This window comes from Citrobacter sp. Cm046 (genome assembly GCF_030333065.1).
Classification (GTDB): Bacteria; Pseudomonadota; Gammaproteobacteria; order Enterobacterales; family Enterobacteriaceae; genus Citrobacter; species Citrobacter murliniae.
Window position 1 is genome coordinate 91,163 of record NZ_JAOWGP010000045.1, and the last position, 21,449, is coordinate 112,611.

General features: G+C 51.1%; 19 protein-coding genes and 1 tRNA gene. 6 read left to right on the plus strand and 14 right to left on the minus strand.

The features are described from left to right. Positions 1-9: 9 nt before the first annotated feature. From wecA to trxA, 4 genes are all read right to left on the minus strand, one after another. On the minus strand, positions 10-1,140 hold the full coding sequence (gene wecA / locus OGX98_RS21100; protein WP_233617306.1) for a UDP-N-acetylglucosamine--undecaprenyl-phosphate N-acetylglucosaminephosphotransferase: 1,131 nt from the start codon (positions 1,138-1,140) through the stop codon (positions 10-12). Positions 1,141-1,343: 203 nt separating this feature from the next. Then, entirely contained in the window at positions 1,344-2,603 is a 1,260-nt protein-coding gene (rho, locus tag OGX98_RS21105; protein WP_002437993.1) for a transcription termination factor Rho, read from the minus strand. Positions 2,604-2,681: 78 nt separating this feature from the next. Beyond that, complete coding sequence (locus tag OGX98_RS21110) at positions 2,682-2,810, minus strand: rho operon leader peptide (RefSeq protein ID WP_071829085.1); 129 nt, start codon at positions 2,808-2,810, stop codon at positions 2,682-2,684. A 130-nt stretch (positions 2,811-2,940) separates the two neighbouring features. Then, complete coding sequence (trxA, locus tag OGX98_RS21115; protein WP_001280776.1) at positions 2,941-3,270, minus strand: thioredoxin TrxA; 330 nt, start codon at positions 3,268-3,270, stop codon at positions 2,941-2,943. Between the two features lie 239 nt (positions 3,271-3,509). Between trxA and rhlB the strand changes: the two genes are divergently transcribed. Continuing rightward, positions 3,510-4,778, plus strand: a complete 1,269-nt coding sequence (gene rhlB, locus OGX98_RS21120) for an ATP-dependent RNA helicase RhlB (protein WP_045449063.1) — start codon at positions 3,510-3,512, stop codon at positions 4,776-4,778. 7 nt (positions 4,779-4,785) lie between these two features. Then, positions 4,786-6,270: a guanosine-5'-triphosphate,3'-diphosphate diphosphatase gene (gene gppA, locus OGX98_RS21125; RefSeq protein ID WP_225760304.1), complete on the plus strand. Its 1,485-nt coding sequence runs from the start codon at positions 4,786-4,788 to the stop codon at positions 6,268-6,270. Positions 6,271-6,345: 75 nt separating this feature from the next. On the opposite strand, the gene rep is transcribed toward gppA, so the two are convergent. Continuing rightward, positions 6,346-8,367, minus strand: coding sequence for a DNA helicase Rep (rep, locus tag OGX98_RS21130; RefSeq protein WP_048223263.1), 2,022 nt, complete (start codon positions 8,365-8,367; stop codon positions 6,346-6,348). Between the two features lie 84 nt (positions 8,368-8,451). Between rep and ppiC the strand changes: the two genes are divergently transcribed. Then, positions 8,452-8,733 (plus strand): peptidylprolyl isomerase PpiC, encoded by a 282-nt coding sequence (gene ppiC, locus OGX98_RS21135; protein WP_015960967.1) that lies wholly within the window; start codon positions 8,452-8,454, stop codon positions 8,731-8,733. Positions 8,734-8,832: 99 nt separating this feature from the next. On the opposite strand, the gene ilvC is transcribed toward ppiC, so the two are convergent. Then, the gene (gene ilvC, locus OGX98_RS21140; RefSeq protein WP_286595902.1) at positions 8,833-10,308 is read right to left on the minus strand and encodes a ketol-acid reductoisomerase; all 1,476 of its coding nucleotides are present in this window, start codon (positions 10,306-10,308) and stop codon (positions 8,833-8,835) included. 151 nt (positions 10,309-10,459) lie between these two features. Between ilvC and ilvY the strand changes: the two genes are divergently transcribed. After that, positions 10,460-11,350: an HTH-type transcriptional activator IlvY gene (gene ilvY / locus OGX98_RS21145; protein ID WP_286595903.1), complete on the plus strand. Its 891-nt coding sequence runs from the start codon at positions 10,460-10,462 to the stop codon at positions 11,348-11,350. Positions 11,351-11,401: 51 nt separating this feature from the next. On the opposite strand, the gene ilvA is transcribed toward ilvY, so the two are convergent. The 6 genes from ilvA to ilvL form a co-directional block, all read right to left on the minus strand. Beyond that, positions 11,402-12,946, minus strand: a complete 1,545-nt coding sequence (ilvA, locus tag OGX98_RS21150) for a threonine ammonia-lyase, biosynthetic (RefSeq protein ID WP_045449849.1) — start codon at positions 12,944-12,946, stop codon at positions 11,402-11,404. A 5-nt stretch (positions 12,947-12,951) separates the two neighbouring features. Then, positions 12,952-14,802: a dihydroxy-acid dehydratase gene (gene ilvD / locus OGX98_RS21155; protein ID WP_045449050.1), complete on the minus strand. Its 1,851-nt coding sequence runs from the start codon at positions 14,800-14,802 to the stop codon at positions 12,952-12,954. 60 nt (positions 14,803-14,862) lie between these two features. Beyond that, positions 14,863-15,792, minus strand: a complete 930-nt coding sequence (locus OGX98_RS21160) for a branched-chain amino acid transaminase (RefSeq protein WP_045449049.1) — start codon at positions 15,790-15,792, stop codon at positions 14,863-14,865. Positions 15,793-15,809: 17 nt separating this feature from the next. Further along, entirely contained in the window at positions 15,810-16,073 is a 264-nt protein-coding gene (gene ilvM / locus OGX98_RS21165) for an acetolactate synthase 2 small subunit (protein WP_045449048.1), read from the minus strand. Then, positions 16,070-17,716: an acetolactate synthase 2 catalytic subunit gene (ilvG, locus tag OGX98_RS21170; RefSeq protein ID WP_286595904.1), complete on the minus strand. Its 1,647-nt coding sequence runs from the start codon at positions 17,714-17,716 to the stop codon at positions 16,070-16,072. Before ilvG ends, ilvM begins: the two co-directional genes overlap by 4 nt. 139 nt (positions 17,717-17,855) lie before the next feature. Further along, the gene (gene ilvL, locus OGX98_RS21175) at positions 17,856-17,954 is read right to left on the minus strand and encodes an ilv operon leader peptide (RefSeq protein ID WP_001311244.1); all 99 of its coding nucleotides are present in this window, start codon (positions 17,952-17,954) and stop codon (positions 17,856-17,858) included. A gap of 353 nt (positions 17,955-18,307) precedes the next feature. On the opposite strand from ilvL, the gene OGX98_RS21180 reads away from it, so the two are divergent. Continuing rightward, entirely contained in the window at positions 18,308-19,828 is a 1,521-nt protein-coding gene (locus OGX98_RS21180) for a YifB family Mg chelatase-like AAA ATPase (protein ID WP_286595905.1), read from the plus strand. A 25-nt stretch (positions 19,829-19,853) separates the two neighbouring features. On the opposite strand, the gene maoP is transcribed toward OGX98_RS21180, so the two are convergent. Then, positions 19,854-20,192, minus strand: a complete 339-nt coding sequence (gene maoP / locus OGX98_RS21185) for a macrodomain Ori organization protein MaoP (protein ID WP_003018025.1) — start codon at positions 20,190-20,192, stop codon at positions 19,854-19,856. A gap of 88 nt (positions 20,193-20,280) precedes the next feature. Between maoP and hdfR the strand changes: the two genes are divergently transcribed. Then, positions 20,281-21,144: an HTH-type transcriptional regulator HdfR gene (gene hdfR, locus OGX98_RS21190; protein WP_502873570.1), complete on the plus strand. Its 864-nt coding sequence runs from the start codon at positions 20,281-20,283 to the stop codon at positions 21,142-21,144. Between the two features lie 103 nt (positions 21,145-21,247). Here the strand turns inward: hdfR and OGX98_RS21195 are convergent. Further along, positions 21,248-21,323: transfer RNA gene (locus tag OGX98_RS21195), tRNA-Trp, on the minus strand. Positions 21,324-21,449 lie beyond the last annotated feature (126 nt).

Here is a 21,449-nt window from a genome sequence, read left to right on the forward strand (position 1 = left end):
ATCCTCAGTTCACTTGGTTAAGTTTGGTTTGCTTTCACGGATTCTTCGCAATCTGCGCTTCACTCGTTTGATAAATCTCGCCACCTTCCAGGCTCGCTTAATGCAGTAACCATAAAGGCCAAATGCCAGTAAAAAGAGCACCAGCATGCCCCATTCAGGGACCAAACGAAAATATTCAGCCAGCACACCGATGGAGGCCAGAATCGCGGCGGCCAGCGTAATCAGAACAAATGCCTGTCGTGAAGTAAACCCCGCACGCATCACCAAATGATGAATGTGCTGGCGATCAGCAGAGAAAGGACTCATGCCTTTACGCAAACGACGGTACATGATTGCCACCATATCCATCAACGGAATGGCGATAATCCACAGTGCGGTAACCGGGCTGATAGGATGCGTTTTACCCTGCGTAGTTTCCAGCAGGATCCAAATAACGGTAAAACCAATCAGCGTGCTACCAGCATCGCCCATAAAGACTTTATAACGGCGTCCAAGAACCCCCAGGTTCAGCAGGATATAAGGTAGAATTGCGGCGATCATGGCAAAGCACCAGATAGCCAGGCTAGTCTGACCATCAAACCACAGAATAAATCCCATCGCTGCGAATGAGACGCTCGACAATCCGCCTAATAATCCATCTATGCCATCTACCATATTAAAGGCGTTAATTGCTGCCCAAACGGCAAAAAGGGTGAGGAAATAACCAAAGGGACCGAGTATCAACTCCCAGGAACCAAAGATATATCCCAGGCTACTCAAATAAAGATTTCCTTTTACCATCATAACAATAGCAATCGCAGCCTGAACAACGGCTCGTATCTTTACGCTTATGTCAAAACGGTCGTCAAGTGCGCCAATCAACACCAGCACACCAGCACAAAAGAGGTATAACGAGGCATGCGGGATGTAATAATCCGAGAGGCCAAACATAAAATTAATTCCTGCAAACACAGAAATCCCACCAACTAAAGGAATGATCCCCTGGTGTCGTTTGCGGAAATTAGGCTTATCCACTAAACCTATTTTTATGGCTACTTTTCGCGCAAAAAAAATAAAAATGGTAGTGAATAAGAAAATACTGATTAGCTCAGATAAAGCAGCGAGTAAATTCACAGTGTATGTGCTCTCAGCATATATCATTTCCTTAAAGTATAATGCGTTACGAGGTCTCCTTGAAGAGACCAACTAAAACATTACACTTCTGACCTCTTGTCGTTCATGCCGCACATTGTGACATCTCTTCGACGCCGACAATAATGACTAGTTTATCCGACCAGACATTAGGATGAATCGCAAAAGCAAAACGCCACGTAAAAACGTGGCGTTTTCGGATGATGCCAGAGTTACGAACGTTTCATCATATCGAAGAAGTCGTCATTGGTCTTGGTCATCGCCAGCTTATTAATGAGGAATTCCATCGCATCAATTTCACCCATCGGATGGATAATTTTGCGCAGGATCCACATTTTCTGCAGCTCTTCCTGAGTCGTGAGCAGTTCTTCTTTACGGGTACCAGAACGGTTGTAGTCGATAGCCGGGAAGACGCGTTTTTCAGCAATTTTACGCGAGAGATGCAGTTCCATGTTACCGGTGCCTTTAAACTCTTCGTAGATAACTTCATCCATTTTAGAGCCGGTATCGATAAGCGCGGTTGCAATGATGGTCAGGCTACCGCCCTCTTCCACATTACGCGCGGCACCGAAGAAACGCTTCGGACGGTGCAGAGCGTTAGCATCCACACCACCCGTCAGCACTTTACCGGAAGCAGGAACCACGGTGTTGTATGCACGCGCCAGACGAGTGATGGAGTCGAGCAGGATGATAACGTCTTTCTTGTGTTCAACCAGACGTTTCGCTTTCTCGATAACCATTTCAGCAACCTGAACGTGACGGGATGCCGGCTCGTCAAAGGTAGAAGCAACTACTTCACCTTTCACCAGACGCTGCATCTCGGTCACTTCTTCCGGGCGTTCATCAATCAACAGAACCATCAGCACGCAGTCTGGGTGATTGTAGGCAATGCTCTGTGCGATGTTCTGCAACAGCATGGTTTTACCCGCTTTCGGCGGTGCCACAATCAGACCACGTTGGCCACGGCCAATCGGAGAAGCCAGATCCAGTACGCGAGCCGTTAAGTCCTCAGTAGAACCGTTACCACGCTCCATACGCAGACGAGAGTTTGCGTGCAGCGGCGTTAAGTTCTCAAAGAGAATTTTATTACGGGCGTTTTCCGGTTTGTCGTAGTTAACTTCGTTAACTTTCAACAGCGCAAAATAGCGTTCACCTTCTTTCGGCGGGCGAATCTTACCGGAGATGGTATCACCAGTGCGGAGGTTGAAACGGCGGATTTGGCTGGGAGAAACGTAGATGTCATCAGGACCGGCGAGGTAGGAGCTGTCTGCAGAGCGGAGGAAACCAAATCCATCCTGCAATATCTCCAGCACACCGTCACCAAAGATATCTTCGCCACTCTTTGCGTGCTGCTTCAGGATGGCAAAAATAATGTCCTGCTTGCGCATACGAGCCAGGTTTTCCAGACCCATATTTTCGCCGAGAGTGATCAGCTCAGAAACCGGCGTATTCTTTAATTCGGTAAGATTCATAATGGTGTGAGTTCTTAAACTTGGGGTAAATCTCGAACTTAATGTTGTGAATGGTATGGCAGGGTCATCCATGCCTGTTTACGGCCTTCGACTCATGTCTGTTCGCTGTCTGGTCACAGGAAAGTACGCAGAACTGAAACGACAAGACGGATTGAGTGACAAGCCAGGAATCTGTCCACTTCTCGCACGAGAAACAACGGGAAGCAGTGGATAAAACAAGATTCAAACTTAATAAGGTATGTTTAATACGAAGTCAACACTAACTTAGCACGACTCAAGTCGGGCGTCCAGTCATCCGAATCATTTTGGAGTATGGGCGCCCGATCATGATACTTCCTTACGCCAGGTTGGCGTCGAGGAACTCTTTCAACTGACCTTTGGACAGCGCGCCGACTTTCGTCGCCGCAACTTCGCCGTTTTTAAACAGCAGCAGGGTCGGGATGCCACGGATACCATACTTCGGCGCGGTGCCTGGGTTTTGGTCAATATTCAGTTTAGCAACCGTCAATTTGCCCTGATATTCGTCAGCGATTTCATCCAGAATCGGAGCGATCATTTTGCACGGACCGCACCACTCTGCCCAGAAATCAACGAGGATAGCTCCGTCCGCTTTGAGTACATCCGTGTCAAAACTGTCGTCAGTCAGGTGAATAATTTTATCGCTCATAATAACTCCACAGGAATAAGCCTGGTGTGTTGGTGTATACACATCATCCTTCAAGCTGCCTCATTGTTGGCTGCGCTCTGTGTCCCAGTCACGTACTATTGTACGCTCCAGTGACTCATTCACTTGCCGCCTCGACGCATCATGAATGCTTTATGTACTGCATTAACCAACTAAAGGTTGACTTTATTTCACCGGATACGCTTTCGTAAAGCAATAGTAAGCTGATATTCTACCACACTATGAGCAAAACACATTTAACAGAACAGAAGTTTTCCGACTTCGCCCTGCACCCAAAGGTGATAGAAGCCCTTGAAAACAAAGGGTTTCATAATTGTACGCCCATTCAGGCACTGGCCCTCCCGCTTACGCTGGCTGGTCGTGATGTAGCAGGGCAGGCGCAAACCGGTACCGGAAAAACGATGGCGTTTCTTACGTCAACGTTTCATTACCTTCTCTCTCATCCCGCGATTGCCGATCGCAAGGTGAACCAACCGCGTGCGTTAATTATGGCGCCAACGCGTGAGTTAGCCGTGCAGATCCACGCAGACGCCGAGCCACTCGCGCAGACAACAGGACTGAAATTAGGCCTGGCATATGGCGGCGACGGTTACGACAAGCAGTTAAAAGTGCTGGAGAGCGGGGTCGATATTCTTATCGGCACCACTGGCCGTCTAATTGACTACGCAAAGCAGAACCACATTAACCTGGGCGCGATTCAGGTCGTCGTACTGGATGAAGCCGATCGCATGTACGATCTGGGCTTTATTAAAGATATCCGTTGGTTGTTCCGTCGTATGCCGCCAACCAACCAGCGTCTGAACATGCTGTTTTCCGCAACCCTCTCTTACCGCGTTCGCGAACTGGCGTTCGAACAGATGAACAATGCCGAATACGTTGAAGTCGAACCGGAACAGAAGACAGGTCACCGTATTAAAGAAGAGCTCTTCTATCCTTCAAATGAAGAGAAAATGCGTTTGCTGCAAACGCTGATTGAAGAAGAGTGGCCGGATCGCGCCATTGTTTTTGCCAATACCAAGCACCGCTGTGAAGATATCTGGGGCAGTCTTGCTGCCGACGGTCATCGCGTAGGTCTGCTAACTGGCGACGTGGCACAGAAAAAACGCCTGCGTATTCTGGAAGAGTTCACCCGTGGCGATCTCGACATTCTTGTTGCGACTGATGTTGCCGCGCGTGGTCTGCATATTCCGGCCGTAACACACGTGTTCAACTATGACCTGCCAGATGACTGTGAAGATTACGTTCACCGTATTGGTCGTACGGGTCGCGCTGGAGCGAGCGGTCACTCTATTAGCCTCGCCTGTGAAGAGTACGCGTTGAATTTACCTGCAATCGAGACCTATATCGGCCACTCGATTCCGGTTAGCAAGTACAACCCAGACGCACTGATGACCGATCTGCCAAAACCGCTGCGCCTGACGCGCTCGCGCCCTGGCAATGGCCCACGTCGTACTGGTGGTGCTCCACGTAATCGTCGTCGTTCAGGTTAACTAAGTCATGCTCAACTCTACTTCGCTCTATGCAGCAATAGATCTCGGATCCAATAGTTTTCATATGCTGGTAGTGCGCGAAGTAGCAGGGAGTATTCAGACACTCACGCGAATTAAGCGCAAAGTGCGTCTGGCTGCTGGGCTGAACAGCGAAAATATTCTCTCCGCAGAAGCAATGGAGCGCGGCTGGCAATGCCTGCGCCTGTTTGCTGAGCGTCTGCAGGATATCCCTCAGCCGCAAATCCGGGTGGTCGCCACAGCGACATTGCGTATCGCCGTCAATGCCGATGTTTTTATTGCGAAAGCGCAAGAGATCCTCGGCTGTGCTGTTCAGGTTATTAGCGGCGAAGAAGAAGCGCGTCTTATCTATCAGGGCGTTGCCCACACCACCGGCGGCGCTGATCAGCGTCTGGTCGTTGATATTGGTGGAGCCAGTACAGAGCTGGTAACTGGCTCTGGTGCGCAAACAACCTCACTGTTTAGTCTGTCAATGGGCTGTGTTACGTGGCTCGAACGGTATTTCACCGATCGAAATCTGGCACAAGAAAACTTTGACGAAGCCGAGAAAGCAGCACGTGACGTTCTGCGCCCGGTCGCTGACAAGCTGCGCTTTCATGGCTGGAAAGTCTGCGTAGGTGCTTCTGGCACCGTACAGGCTTTGCAGGAAATTATGATGGCGCAGGGCATGGATGAACGCATTACTCTGGCAAAACTCCAGCAGTTAAAACAACGCGCCATTCATTGCGGACGTCTGGAAGAGCTGGAAATCGAAGGGCTAACACTGGAGCGCGCACTGGTGTTCCCCAGCGGGCTGGCGATTCTGATCGCCATTTTTACCGAACTGAACATTCAGTGTATGACTCTCGCGGGCGGTGCATTACGTGAAGGCCTGGTGTACGGCATGCTGCACTTGCCGGTGGATCAGGACATTCGCAGTCGTACGTTACGCAATATTCAGCGTCGGTTTATGGTCGATACCGATCAGGCAAACCGCGTTGCAAAGTTGGCAGTACATTTATTCGATCAAGTGAAAAATGAGTGGCATCTTGAAGCTATCAGTAGCGAACTGCTGCAAAGTGCCTGTCAGTTGCATGAAATAGGCTTGAGTGTGGAATATAAGCAGGCACCACTACATGCCGCCTGGCTGGTGCGAAACCTTGATCTTCCAGGATTTACCCCGGCACAGAAAAAACTGTTAGCGACGCTATTATTAAACCAGACCAATCCGGTCGATCTCTCCTCACTCCACCAGCAAAATGCCGTGCCGCCTCGCATCGCAGAACATCTTTGCCGCTTGCTACGCCTGGCGATTATTTTCGCCAGTCGTCGCCGTGACGACTTAGTGCCAGAAATTCATCTGGTCGCAAAGAATGAGCACCTTACGGTAAGATTGCCAGAAGGCTGGCTGGCGCATCATCCGCTGGGTAAAGAGCTTATCGATCAGGAAAGCCAGTGGCAAAGTTATGTCCACTGGCCACTGGAAGTACAGTAACGTTTTACATGCCGGATGGTGATGCCAGCGCATCTTATCGGGTCTGTCAGCACATTTCAGACCCGGCCCGATCGACTATTTCGCTTTCTTTGCAGCCATCATTGCTTTCAGATTCGCCAGGTGACTCTGTCCTTTTTGCATCCGTTCTTCAGCACTCACCACTTTACGTTCCTGTTCCCAGATAACGTCATCCTGCGGTAATTCCAGCAGAAAACGGCTCGGTTCCGGGCGCACCAGTTCGCCGTACTGGCGACGCTCTTTACACAGCGTGAAGATAAGCTCTTTCTGTGCACGGGTGATCCCTACATAGGCCAGGCGACGCTCTTCATCTATGTTGTCTTCGTCAATGCTGCTCTGGTGCGGCAGGAATCCCTCTTCCATGCCCACCATAAACACATACGGAAACTCCAGCCCTTTTGAGGCGTGTAGCGTCATTAACTGCACCTGATCCAACTCTTCTTCGCTCTCCCCGCGCTCCATCATGTCGCGTAACGTAAAGCGCGTCACCACCTGGGTCAACGTCATCGGCTCTTCCAGCTCGCTGCCTTCCAGCATCTCCGTCATCCAACTGAACAGCGTATTGACGTTTTTCATGCGCATTTCTGCAGCTTTCGGACTGGGCGAGGTTTCATACAGCCAGGATTCGTAATCAATGCCGTGGATCAGGTCACGTACTGCTGCAATCGGTTCGCGCTCTGCCAGGCGCTGAATTTCACCCAGCCAGTGAGTAAAACGAGTCAGAGAGTCATAACCACGCCCGGTAAGCGTCTGGCTAAGCCCCATATCAAAGCTGGCAGTAAACAAACTTTTATTACGCGTCATCGCCCACTCGCCCAATTTTTGCAGCGTGGCAGGGCCGATTTCACGTTTCGGGGTATTCACTATGCGCAGAAATGCGCTGTCATCATCCGGATTGCTCAATACCCGCAGATAGGCCAGCAAATCTTTGATCTCCGGGCGCGAGAAAAACGACGTTCCGCCGGAAATTTTGTACGGAATGCGGTTCTGCATCAGGAATTTTTCGAACACCCGCGACTGATGATTACCGCGATAGAGGATCGCGTAATCTTTATACTGTGTTTTGTTAACAAAGTGATGGGCAATCAGTTCTCCGGTCACGCGCTCTGCTTCGTGCTCTTCGTTATTGGCACTCAGTACTTTTAGTTCAGCGCCATAACCCAGTTCGGAAAAGAGCCTTTTTTCAAAGACATGTGGGTTGTTGGCAATGAGAATATTTGCCGCTTTCAGAATACGTCCGGAAGAACGGTAGTTTTGTTCCAGCTTGACCACCTGCAACGCCGGAAAATCTTTGCTCAGCAGCACCAGATTCTGCGGACGTGCACCACGCCAGGAATAGATAGACTGGTCATCGTCTCCCACCACAGTAAAGCGCGCACGGCGTCCCACCAGCAGCTTAACCAACTCGTACTGACTGGTGTTGGTATCCTGGTATTCATCCACCAGCAGATAGCGGATTCTGTTCTGCCAGCGTTCTCTCACCTCTTCATTGCGCTGTAGTAGCAAAGTCGGAAGCAAAATCAGATCGTCAAAATCGAGAACGTTACACGCCTTCATATGGGCATCGTACAAACCGTAGCAATGGGCAAAAATACGGTCACGCTCCCCTTTAGCGCTAGCCGCCGCCTGCGCCGGAGTCATTAGATCGTTTTTCCAGTTGGAGATCGTCGAGATCAGCTGTTGCAGCACCACTTTATCATCGTCGATCAACCCCTCGGTCAGATCTTTAAGCAGCGCCACCTGATCGGTATCATCAAACAGAGAGAAGTTGGATTTCATCCCCAACGCCGCGTACTCACGCTTGATAATATCCAACCCCAGAGTGTGGAAGGTGGAGATCATCAAACCACGCGCTTCTTTACGGCCCAGCGTCTGCGCCACACGCTCTTTCATCTCGCGCGCGGCCTTGTTAGTAAAGGTCACCGCTGCAATATGCCGTGCCTGATAGCCACATTCGCGAATCAGATGGGCAATTTTATTCGTGATCACGCGCGTCTTACCAGAACCGGCCCCCGCCAGCACCAGGCAAGGTCCGGTGACGAATTCGACGGCTTGTTGTTGTCCGGGGTTTAAACGCATAAAGGTCACTCAATGAAAGTCGGGAGGGGAGATTTAGAGCATGGTAGTATAGCCAGCCTCAACCATCCCACTCAAGGCACGATCATGGCAAAAACAGCAGCAGCACTGCATATCCTTGTTAAAGAAGAGAAACTGGCTCTGGATCTTCTGGAACAAATTAAAAACGGCGCAGACTTCGAGAAACTGGCGAAGAAACACTCTACCTGCCCGTCAGGTAAAAAAGGCGGTCACCTGGGTGAGTTCCGTCAAGGCCAGATGGTTCCGGCGTTTGATAAAGTGGTTTTCTCCTGCCCGGTACTGGAACCCACCGGCCCACTGCATACGCAGTTCGGTTACCACATCATTAAGGTGCTGTACCGCAACTAATAAAAAACCCGGTGAGTATAAGCACCGGGTTTATCTGCCGGATGGCAGCTACGTACTACGATGAAAGTCGGGTAAGCGTTAACGCCACCCGACACATTTTTAGCCCGCGACAGCAATACGCTTCATGTCAGTCATGTAGCCACGCAGCTTCTGACCCACTTTCTCAATTGCATGGCTGCGAATCGCATCGTTCACATCACGCAGCTGTGCGTTATCTACCGCACCTTCGGCAATCGCTTTACCCAGGTCGCCGGTCTGCAACGTAGTCATGAACTCTTTCAGCAGCGGTACGCAAGCGTAAGAGAACAGATAGTTGCCGTATTCTGCAGTATCGGAAATAACCACGTTCATTTCGTACAGACGCTTACGGGCAATGGTGTTGGCAATCAGCGGCAGCTCGTGGAGTGACTCATAGTAAGCGGACTCTTCGATAATGCCGGACGCCACCATGGTTTCGAACGCCAGCTCAACGCCCGCTTTCACCATTGCGATCATCAGAACGCCTTTATCAAAGTATTCCTGCTCGCTGATTTTACCCTCGAACTGGGCGGCTGTTTCGAACGCGGTTTTACCGGTCTCTTCACGCCAGGTCAGCAGTTTCTTATCGTCGTTAGCCCAGTCAGCCATCATGCCGGAGGAGAATTCGCCGGAGATGATGTCGTCCATATGTTTCTGGAACAGCGGCGCCATGATCTCTTTCAGTTGCTCAGACAACGCGTAAGCACGCAGTTTTGCCGGATTAGATAGCCTGTCCATCATCAGCGTAATACCGCCCTGTTTCAGCGCTTCGGTGATGGTTTCCCAGCCGAACTGAATCAATTTTTCGGCATATGCCGGGTCGGTACCTTCCTCCACCAGCTTGTCAAAGCACAGCAGAGAACCGGCCTGCAGCATACCGCACAGGATAGTTTGCTCACCCATCAGGTCAGATTTCACTTCTGCGACGAAAGATGACTCCAGCACGCCCGCACGGTGACCACCGGTTGCCGCAGCCCAGGCTTTAGCAATCGCCATGCCTTCACCTTTAGGGTCATTTTCCGGATGGACGGCGATCAGGGTCGGTACACCGAAACCACGTTTGTACTCTTCACGCACTTCGGTTCCCGGGCATTTCGGCGCTACCATCACCACGGTGATATCTTTACGGATCTGCTCCCTCACTTCCACGATGTTGAAGCCATGGGAATAGCCCAGCGCCGCGCCGTCTTTCATCAGCGGCTGAACGGAACGCACAACGTCAGAGTGCTGTTTGTCTGGCGTCAGGTTAACCACCAGATCAGCCTGCGGGATCAGCTCTTCGTAAGTACCTACTTTGAAGCCGTTTTCTGTTGCTTTGCGCCAGGACGCGCGCTTCTCAGCAATCGCTTCTTTACGCAGGGCATAGGAGATATCCAGACCAGAGTCACGCATGTTCAGCCCCTGGTTCAGACCTTGAGCACCACAGCCGACGATAACCACTTTTTTACCCTGAAGGTAGCTCGCGCCGTCGGCGAATTCTTCGCGGCCCATAAAGCGACATTTACCCAGCTGTGCCAGCTGCTGGCGCAGATTCAGTGTATTAAAGTAGTTAGCCATGGTGATTCCTCGTGATGTTGTGCTTCTTATTGTTCGGTTCGCGTTTAAGCGAGAATGTACTCACATTACAACAGGAAATTTATTGCGGAAATTGATATATTCACAACGTCACATTGCAATTTCTGCAACGTCAACATCGAGGGCTAAGTCTGTGGATTTACGCGATCTGAAAACCTTCCTGCACCTGGCGGAAAGCCGCCATTTTGGCCGCAGTGCACGGGCGATGCACGTCAGTCCTTCCACGCTCTCCCGACAGATTCAGCGCCTTGAGGAAGATCTCGGGCAACCACTGTTTGTGCGCGATAATCGCACGGTCACGCTGACCGAAGCGGGAGAGGAGTTGCGCGTGTTTGCCCAACAGACGTTGCTCCAATATCAGCAATTGCGTCATACCCTTGATCAGCAAGGACCATCGCTGTCCGGTGAGTTGCATATATTCTGTTCAGTGACCGCCGCCTACAGCCATCTGCCGCCAATTCTTGACCGCTTTCGCGCCGAACATCCGTCGGTGGAAATTAAGCTCACCACCGGCGACGCCGCCGACGCCATGGATAAAGTGGTCACCGGGGAAGCCGATCTGGCCATTGCCGGTAAACCGGAAACTCTGCCTGGCGCCGTCGCCTTCTCAATGCTGGAAAATCTGGCGGTGGTGTTAATCGCCCCGGCATTGCCCTGCCCGGTTCGCAGCCAAATCTCCGCCGATGAACCTGACTGGTCAACGATACCGTTTATCATGGCCGATCAGGGGCCGGTGCGCCGCCGTATTGAGCTGTGGTTCCGGCGTAATAAAATCAGCAACCCTATGATTTACGCCACAGTCGGTGGGCATGAAGCCATGGTATCGATGGTGGCGCTCGGGTGTGGCGTGGCATTGCTGCCAGAAGTGGTGCTGGAAAACAGCCCTGAACCGGTGCGTAACCGCGTGATGATATTAGAACGTAGCGATGAAAGAACACCGTTTGAGCTGGGCGTTTGTGCACAAAAAAAGCGGCTGCATGAGCCGCTGATTGATGCATTCTGGAAAATTTTACCCAACCATTAAAACCTGGCCGGATAGGGCGCTTGCGCCCTATCCGGCCAACGAACATTAATACTAACCTGCAAGGAAGAAGCGAAACGCCGGGTTGTGAGTCTCATCATGACAGTCATAACCCAACTCGTTCAGTCTGGTTTCAAAGTCCGGTTCATGATCGGCCAGTTCAAATGCAGCCAGCACCCGACCATAGTCGGTGCCGTGGCTGCGGTAGTGGAAAAGGGAAATATTCCAGTGGGTACCCAGGGTATGCAGGAATTTCAACAGCGCCCCCGGAGACTCAGGAAACTCGAAGCTGTACAAACGCTCTTGTAGCGGTTTTGACGGACGCCCACCAACCATATAGCGCACATGCAGCTTGGCCATTTCGTCGTCGGAAAGATCCACCACGCTGTAACCACCGTCATTGAGCAACTGGAGGATTTCCTTACGTTCTTCCAGCCCACGGCTCAGGCGCACACCGACAAAAATACAGGCGTCTTTGGCATCGGCAAAACGGTAGTTAAACTCGGTGACCGAGCGCCCACCCAGCAGCTGACAGAATTTCAGGAAGCTGCCCTTCTCTTCCGGGATCGTCACCGCCAGCAACGCTTCACGCTGTTCCCCCAGCTCGCAGCGTTCAGAAACGTAGCGCAGACCGTGGAAATTGACGTTAGCGCCAGAGAGCACATGCGCCAGACGTTCGCCGCGAATATTGTGCTGGGCAATGTATTTTTTCATCCCCGCCAGCGCCAGTGCACCAGACGGTTCCGCCACAGCACGCACGTCCTCGAACAGATCCTTCATCGCCGCACAGATAGCATCGCTGTCAACGGTGATGATGTCATCAAGGTATTCCTGACACAGGCGGAAAGTTTCGTCACCGATACGCTTGACCGCCACCCCCTCTGCAAACAATCCGACGCGCGGAAGATCTACCGGATGACCGGCTTCCAGCGCCGCCTTCAGGCAAGCAGAATCTTCAGCTTCAACCGCAATGACTTTGATCTGCGGCATCAGCTGTTTAATCAGCACCGCAACACCTGCCGCCAGTCCGCCGCCACCCACCGGAACAAAAACGCGATCCAGGTGCGCATCCTGCTGAAGTAATTCCAGCGCCAGCGTCCCTTGTCCGGCAATAACCATAGGATGGTCGAACGGTGGAACCCAGGTAAAGCCCTGCTGTTGCGAAAGCTCAATGGCTTTAGCTTTAGCTTCATCAAAATTTGCGCCGTGCAGCAACACCTCGCCGCCAAAACCGCGTACCGCATCCACTTTGATATCCGCAGTCGCGGTCGGCATGACAATCAACGCCTTCACGCCAAGACGAGCAGAAGAAAAGGCAACGCCCTGGGCATGATTACCTGCAGATGCGGTGATTACACCATGCGCTTTTTGCGCTTCTGTAAGGCCCGCCATCATGGCATAGGCACCACGCAGCTTGAAGCTGTGAACCGGTTGTCGGTCTTCGCGCTTCACCAGAATGACGTTGTCGAGGCGCGATGAGAGCTTTTCCATTTTTTGCAGCGGCGTCACCTGTACCGCTTCATAGACCGGCGCACGCAGCACCGCCCTGAGATACTCAGCACCCTCAGGGGTGCCAGACAGGGGTTGTGAATCAGCCATAGTCATTACCCCCCCAATTTCGATTTATCACGTACCGCACCTTTGTCGGCACTGGTTGCCAGACTGGCATAAGCGCGAAGAGCAAAGGAAACCTGACGCTGACGATCTTTTGGTGTCCAGGCTTTATCGCCGCGGGCTTCCTGCGCTTCACGGCGGGCAGCAATTTCCGCATCGCTGAGTTGCAATTGAATACCGCGATTCGGGATATCGATGGCAATCATGTCGCCATCTTCAATGATAGCAATATTGCCGCCGCTGGCCGCTTCCGGAGAGACGTGACCGATAGAGAGACCCGATGTTCCACCGGAGAAACGACCGTCGGTTATCAGCGCGCACGCTTTACCCAGCCCCATCGATTTCAGGAAGGTCGTTGGGTAGAGCATTTCCTGCATCCCCGGTCCACCTTTAGGCCCTTCGTAGCGAATAACAACCACATCGCCCGCTACAACTTTACCGCCAAGAATCGCATCTACCGCCTCATCCTGACTCTCATAAACTTTGGCAGGACCAGTGAATTTCAGAATACTGTCGTCCACACCAGCGGTTTTGACGATACACCCATTTTCAGCGAAATTACCGTACAGTACTGCCAGGCCACCATCTTTGCTGTAGGCATGTTCCAGCGAGCGGATACAACCCTCAGCACGATCATCATCCAGCGTATCCCAGCGGCAGTCCTGCGAGAATGCCTGGGTGGTACGAATACCCGCCGGGCCTGCGCGGAACATCTTTTTCACCGCCTCATCCTGAGTCAGCATCACATCGTACTGCTCCAGAGACTGCGACAAAGTCAGCCCCAGTACGTTTTTCACATCACGATTCAACAGACCTGCACGATCCAGCTCGCCTAAAATGCCCAGTACGCCGCCCGCACGGTGAACATCTTCCATATGGTATTTCTGCGTACTTGGCGCCACTTTACACAACTGTGGAACCTTGCGAGACAGCTTATCGATATCACTCATCGTGAAGTCAATTTCCGCTTCCTGCGCGGCGGCCAGCAAGTGCAGAACGGTGTTAGTGGAACCGCCCATGGCGATATCCAGCGTCATGGCGTTTTCAAATGCCGCCTTGCTGGCAATATTGCGCGGCAGGGCGGAATCATCATTCTGCTCGTAATAGCGTTTGGTCAGTTCAACGATTCGTGAACCGGCATTGAGAAACAGCTGCTTACGGTCAGTGTGGGTTGCCAGCAGCGATCCATTGCCCGGCTGCGACAAGCCCAATGCTTCTGTCAGACAGTTCATCGAGTTAGCGGTGAACATCCCGGAACAGGAACCACAGGTTGGGCAGGCGGAACGTTCAATCTGATCGCTTTGGGAGTCAGAGACTTTCGGATCTGCACCCTGAATCATCGCATCAACCAGATCGAGCTTGATGATTTGGTCGGAGAGCTTGGTTTTACCGGCTTCCATCGGCCCGCCGGAAACAAAAATCACCGGAATGTTCAGCCGCAGAGAGGCCATTAACATCCCCGGGGTGATTTTGTCGCAGTTGGAAATGCAAACCATCGCATCAGCGCAATGAGCATTCACCATATACTCCACCGAATCGGCAATCAGCTCGCGCGACGGCAGTGAATAAAGCATACCCCCGTGCCCCATGGCGATACCGTCATCCACAGCGATAGTGTTGAACTCTTTCGCCACGCCGCCTGAGGCTTCAATCTGTTCGGCAACCAGCTTACCGAGATCGCGCAGGTGCACGTGGCCCGGTACGAACTGGGTAAAGGAGTTCACCACGGCAATAATCGGTTTACCGAAATCATCATCGGTCATCCCGGTGGCGCGCCACAGTGCGCGTGCACCCGCCATGTTTCGGCCGTGGGTGGTGGTGGCAGAACGATACTTAGGCATGCTGTATTTACTCCCGTCTATCTAATAATTGGGACGGTGCGTGCCGTCCCAAATTTATGTTTATTGGTTAACCTGATCCAACCAACCGTATTTATCTTCCGTTTCACCAGTAAAGAGACCAAAGAAGGCTTGCTGGATACGTTTGGTCACCGGGCCACAACGGCCTTCACCCACCTGGATACCGTCAACGCTACGCACCGGAGTGATTTCTGCCGCAGTACCGGACATGAACACTTCGTCGGCCAGGTACAGGGATTCGCGGGACAACACCTGCTCACGCACTTCGATATCAAGATCTTTCGCCAGCTTGATGATCGCGTCACGCGTGATGCCTGGCAGCGCGGAGGAGGTAAATGGCGGGGTAAACAGAATGCCATCTTTAACTTCAAACAGGTTTTCACCTGCACCTTCGGAGATGTAGCCATTTACGTCTAGCGCAATCCCTTCCTGGTAGCCATGACGACGTGCTTCGCTACCCACCAGCAGCGAAGACAGGTAGTTACCACCCGCTTTAGCAGCGGTAGGAATAGTGTTTGGTGCAACACGGTTCCACGAGGAAACCATCGCATCGATCCCCTGATCCAGCGCTTCAGCGCCCAGATACGCCCCCCACGGGAACGCAGCGATGATCACATCCGTGGTGTATCCTGCCGGCGGGTTAACGCCCATACCCACATCGCCAACAAATACCAGCGGACGGATATAGGCGCTGGTCAGATTGTTTTTGCGGATCACCGCGCGACAGGCTTCCATCAGTTCATCAACGCTCTGAGATACCGGAAAACGATAGATCTTGGCTGAATCACGCAGACGCTGCATATGTTCACGATGACGGAACACCACCGGGCCTTTGTGAGAATCGTAGCAACGGATACCTTCAAATACTGAAGTACCATAGTGCAGTGCGTGGGACATCACGTGAACCTTCGCATCTTCCCAACGAATCATCTCGCCATTGGACCAAATGTAATCAGCTTTTTTCGTCGTCATTTTTCTTCCTTTTGCGCTCAGGCGCGGATTTGTTGTGATGTGGTAGAACTCTGGCAGATAGCAACATGTGCAACATCGACCAGTTTAGTTAACTGACTAAACAGTAAGTCGACCGACCGGGGGCTGGCAACGGTCAATTCGATATTTATATTTTGAGCATCGGAAGCTGCTTCCATGTTCATGGAACACACCTGAAAACCACGATGGCGTACCACGCGTAAAACACGTTCTAACGTTTCCGGATTGAAACGAGCCTCAACGGCGACCTGATGTTGCATCATGATAATTTCTCCAGCATTTCTGAGTTACTGGCACCTGGCGGTACCAGAGGCCAGACGTTCTCAAGTTCGTCGATTGAGACATGAAGCAGGTATGGACCCTCACTATTCAGCATAGTGTCGAGTGCCGCTTCAACCTGGTCTTTACGGGTAATGTGTTGGCCAGGGATGCCGAAGGCGCTGGCTAACATAAGAAAATCGGGGTTATCGGTAAGAGTAGTTTCGCTATAACGTTCCTGGAAAAACAGCTGCTGCCATTGTCGCACCATGCCTAACCGCTGGTTATCGAGTAAGACAATCTTCAGCGGCAACTGCTTGCGTTTTACGGTGCCCAGCTCCTGTACGTTCATCATAAAAGAGCCGTCACCGGAGATACAGATTACCGTATCGTCCGGGCGAGCCACCTGCGCGCCCACCGCCGCAGGTAAGCCAAAACCCATTGTTCCGAGGCCACTGGAGGTGATGAAGTTCTCCGGGCGAGCGTAGGTCATGTGCTGTGCGGACCACATCTGATGCTGACCGACATCGGTGGTGACTACGCTATCGGCAGGTTTACGGTCGGACAATTGTTTTAATAACAATGGCGCGTAGATAGCTTCGCCAGGATGATCGTAGCGCCAGGCATGTTCAGCCCGCATATCTGCGGCATATTGGCACCATTCGTTGATGGTCAACGGCTGTTGTAATGCGGGTAACAGCGTATTCAAATCACCTTGCAGCGCAACGTGTGCCTGACGCAGCTTGTTCATCTCGGCCGGATCGATATCCATATGGATCACGTTGGCATTCGGTGCGAAAGTATTCAACTTACCGGTCACCCGGTCATCAAAACGAGCACCGACAGCAATCAGCAAGTCGCACTCCTGCACGGCAAAGTTTGCAGCTTTGGTACCGTGCATTCCCAACATACCCAGGTAGTACGGGTAAGCTGCATCGACAGAACCCAGACCTTTCAGTGTACAAACCGCTGGGATCTGCGTTACTGCAATAAACTCACGCAGAGCCGGAACCGCCTGCGCCATGCCCACACCGCCGCCAACGTACAGAACCGGCTTTTGTGCCTGCGCCAGCATCTTACGGGCTTGTTCAACCTCAGGATATGGGAAAGCCGCTGCGTTTTCGACGGTAGAAAAATAGGGTTCCAGCGACCCACAGGCCAGTTGGATATCCTTTGGGATATCCACCAATACCGGGCCTGGGCGACCAGAATTCGCAACCTCGAAAGCTTCAGCCAGGATGCGTGGTAACTCTTCAAATGATTGCACCAAAAAACTGTGTTTAGTACATGCCAACGACAATCCCAGAACGTCCACTTCCTGGAACGCATCGGTTCCGATAAACGGGGAGGACACCTGGCCGGTGATGGCAACAACGGGAACGGAATCTAACAAGGCATCAGCCAGACCGGTGATCAGGTTAGTAGCACCTGGACCAGAAGTGGCAATACAAACGCCGGTTTTACCCGTTGAACGGGCATAGCCAATCGCCGCCATCGCCGCACCCTGCTCGTGTCGGCACAACAAGTGTTCTACGCCACCGTCATACAATGCATCGTAAACCGGCATAATTGCGCCCCCAGGATAACCAAAGACGGTTTTAACCCCTTGTGCACGCAACGCATGTACCACCCACTGTGCCCCATTCATAGTTACATCCCCGCCGTAAATCTTGAGAAACAGAATTTTATGCTACCGTTCACTTTCTGCTCCTCGTTTATGTTTTTAAGGTCAAAAAAAACCCCCGGACCTTTCGGTGCGGGGGTCTTAGTTCGTTAAGGCTTGTTTTCTAAGCCTTTCCTCGTCCAAGTGCAGCCCCGCACGGTGGGATAATAATCACCACCACGCTAATCACGACCAGGCTAATCACTCGTAGAAGGGCTGTCATTTTTGTATTTTCTTGCATCTTGTTCGAAGGAATACCTAAAGAGTTACCATAGAATTTAAAGATGACACAAGATATTTTTACATTCATTTTTCTGACGCAGTTAACGGTTTATATAAACACCGTTGTTTTTTATACAAAAAATAGAAAATGAAAATATTTCACGTTATTGAGCAATTTCGACGGCGCTATCTATCGACTTTGAGCTGATTAACTTACCTTTGCTAGCACGATTCCAGAGGTTACATAGGCAGTTTGCAATTACACAAAAATACGTGAATAAGCATCTAAAAATATCAAAAAGACAAGATATTGCCGCTATTTTTTACGACATAATACCTACCTCAGGAGGGGATATGTCACTGTCAATTGTCCACACACGCGCCGCGCTTGGTGTGAATGCGCCACCCATTACCATTGAGGTACATATCAGCAATGGTCTGCCAGGTTTAACCATGGTGGGGTTACCCGAAACGACGGTGAAAGAAGCCCGCGATCGGGTTCGCAGTGCGATTATTAATAGCGGGTATGAATTCCCGGCAAAAAAGATAACGATTAACCTCGCCCCGGCAGATCTTCCCAAAGAAGGGGGGAGATACGATTTACCTATCGCCATCGCGCTTCTGGCCGCTTCTGAGCAGCTTACAACTCATAATCTCAACACATATGAGCTGGTAGGCGAATTAGCGCTTACAGGCGCACTACGCGGCGTTCCAGGAGCTATATCCAGCGCGACCGAAGCAATTCGTGCAGGCAGGCAAATTATTGTCGCAAAAGAGAATGCAGCAGAAGTTGGACTGATACACGGTGAAGGGTGTTTGATTGCCGATCACTTGCAGGCCGTATGCGCATTTCTGGAAGGTAAGCATGATTTGGAAAGGCCGATATCCGCAGATTCCACACCCAGAGTTTTTCCTGATGACCTTAGTGACGTCATCGGTCAGGAACAGGGCAAACGAGGGTTAGAGATCACCGCTGCAGGCGGTCACAATCTCCTGCTAATTGGTCCTCCCGGGACGGGGAAAACGATGCTGGCAAGTCGTCTGAGAGGGTTGTTACCACCTCTTAGCAATGACGAGGCTCTGGAAAGCGCCGCAATTCTCAGTCTGGTCAATTCCGACACGATACAAAAGCAGTGGAAGCAACGTCCATTTCGCTCACCTCATCACAGCGCCTCATTAACCGCAATGGTGGGTGGTGGCTCCATTCCCGCGCCAGGAGAAATTTCTCTGGCACATAACGGCGTATTGTTTCTGGATGAATTACCCGAGTTTGAAAGGCGTACGCTGGATGCACTACGCGAACCTATTGAATCCGGGCAGATCCATTTATCACGCACTCGGGCAAAAATAACTTACCCTGCACGATTTCAACTGGTTGCTGCAATGAACCCAAGCCCAACGGGCCACTATCAGGGAAACCACAACCGTTGTACCCCAGAGCAAACGCTACGTTATCTCAGTCGATTATCAGGTCCTTTTCTCGACCGCTTCGATCTCTCACTCGAAGTACCCCTGCCGCCTCCAGGTATACTTTGCCAGAGCATAATGAAAGGAGAAGACAGCGCTACAGTGAAGAAACGCGTCATGGTGGCAAGAGAGCGTCAGTATCAGCGACAAAAGAAATTAAACGCGCATCTGAATAGCCAGGATATACATAAATTTTGCGAGCTGCGCAGCGATGACGCACGCTGGCTGGAAGAAACGTTAGCGCACCTTGGATTATCCATCCGCGCCTGGCTACGGCTGATAAAGGTCGCTCGAACTATTGCAGATATTGAACAATGCGACCATATAACCCGCCAGCACTTACAGGAAGCTGTTGGTTATCGGGCAATAGACAGATTATTAATTCATTTGCAGAAACTACTGGCATAAAAAAAGGGCTTTCGCCCTTTTTTTATTAATCATCTGACTCGGTGTAATCTTCAGCACCTTCTACCTGAGGTTTCCCGCCAGACAGAGTGTGGAAACGCTTCGGACGCTTAATACGCGTCATGTATTTAGACCACACACGTTCAGCTTCGGTAACCGGCTCACGTTCACCACGGCATACCGCAACAAACAGTTTTTCTTCTTCAGTTACCGGTTCACGCTTGCCCAGATCCAACTCATTGAAGGCATAACCGTGACGCTCAAGCAGCTGTGCCTCTTTAATGGTGAAATCACCATGACGGGAGAATCCGCGGGGATAATATTTATTGTCGAAATATCGATTAGTCGTCGTAAAGCTTTCCGCCATCCTGCACGCTCCTAATTCTTTGGCCGAGCTATTTATGGCGCGGAGTATTAGTTACGCTTGACAGAGCGTCAAACAAAAGATTTAAATCATAACGACAAATAATTTTACGGAGCGAGTTGTGGATACGGAATTGTTAAAAACTTTCCTGGAAGTTAGCCGGACACGCCACTTTGGTCGGGCTGCTGAAGCGCTCTACCTGACCCAATCGGCAGTAAGTTTTCGGATCAGACAGCTGGAAAATCAACTTGGTGTGAACCTCTTCACCCGACACAGAAACAATATCCGTTTGACCGCTGCGGGTGAAAAATTATTGCCCTATGCAGAAACGCTGATGAATACGTGGCAAGCAGCACGTAAGGAAGTTGCAAATACCTCGCGACATAATGAGTTTTCTATCGGAGCCAGCGCATCCCTTTGGGAGTGCATGCTTAATAACTGGTTGGGTCGTTTGTATCAGTTGCAAGAGCCACAATCCAGCCTGCAATTTGAAGCCAGGATCGCTCAGCGTCAGTCATTAGTTAAACAGCTTCATGAGCGACAACTTGATCTGCTGATCACAACTGAAGCCCCAAAAATGGACGAATTTAGTAGCCAATTGCTGGGATATTTCACGCTGGCACTTTATTGCAGTACACCATCACTAACAAAAGATGAATTGAATTATTTGCGCCTGGAATGGGGGCCGGACTTTCAACAACATGAAACTGGATTGATCGCAGCCGATGAAGTTCCGGTGCTTACCACCAGTTCAGCTGAACTGGCAAGGCAACAACTTTCTGTACTTAAGGGGTTTAGCTGGCTTCCCGTCAATTGGGCAAAAGCAAAAAGTGATCTCCACACAGTTGCCGACAGCGCTACGCTTTCACGTCCATTGTATGCAGTTTGGCTACAAAATAGCGATAAGTACCCGCTTATTCGAGATCTTCTAAAAACGAATATTGTGGAAGGTTAGAGAAAATACTGGCAAGGATGCCGGGAAACTGAAATCAGGAGGGTCTATTGGCACAATTTTCAGGTAAAAAAAAATCCTTAGCAAAAATGCTAAGGATTGTTTCTGGCAGGGGCGGAGAGACTCGAACTCGCGACACCCGGTTTTGGAGACCGGTGCTCTACCAACTGAGCTACGCCCCTAAATTTTATTATCATTAAGCCTGCATTAATAGCAGGCTTAATTTTCTAATAAGTGGCGGAACGGACGGGACTCGAACCCGCGACCCCCTGCGTGACAGGCAGGTATTCTAACCAACTGAACTACCG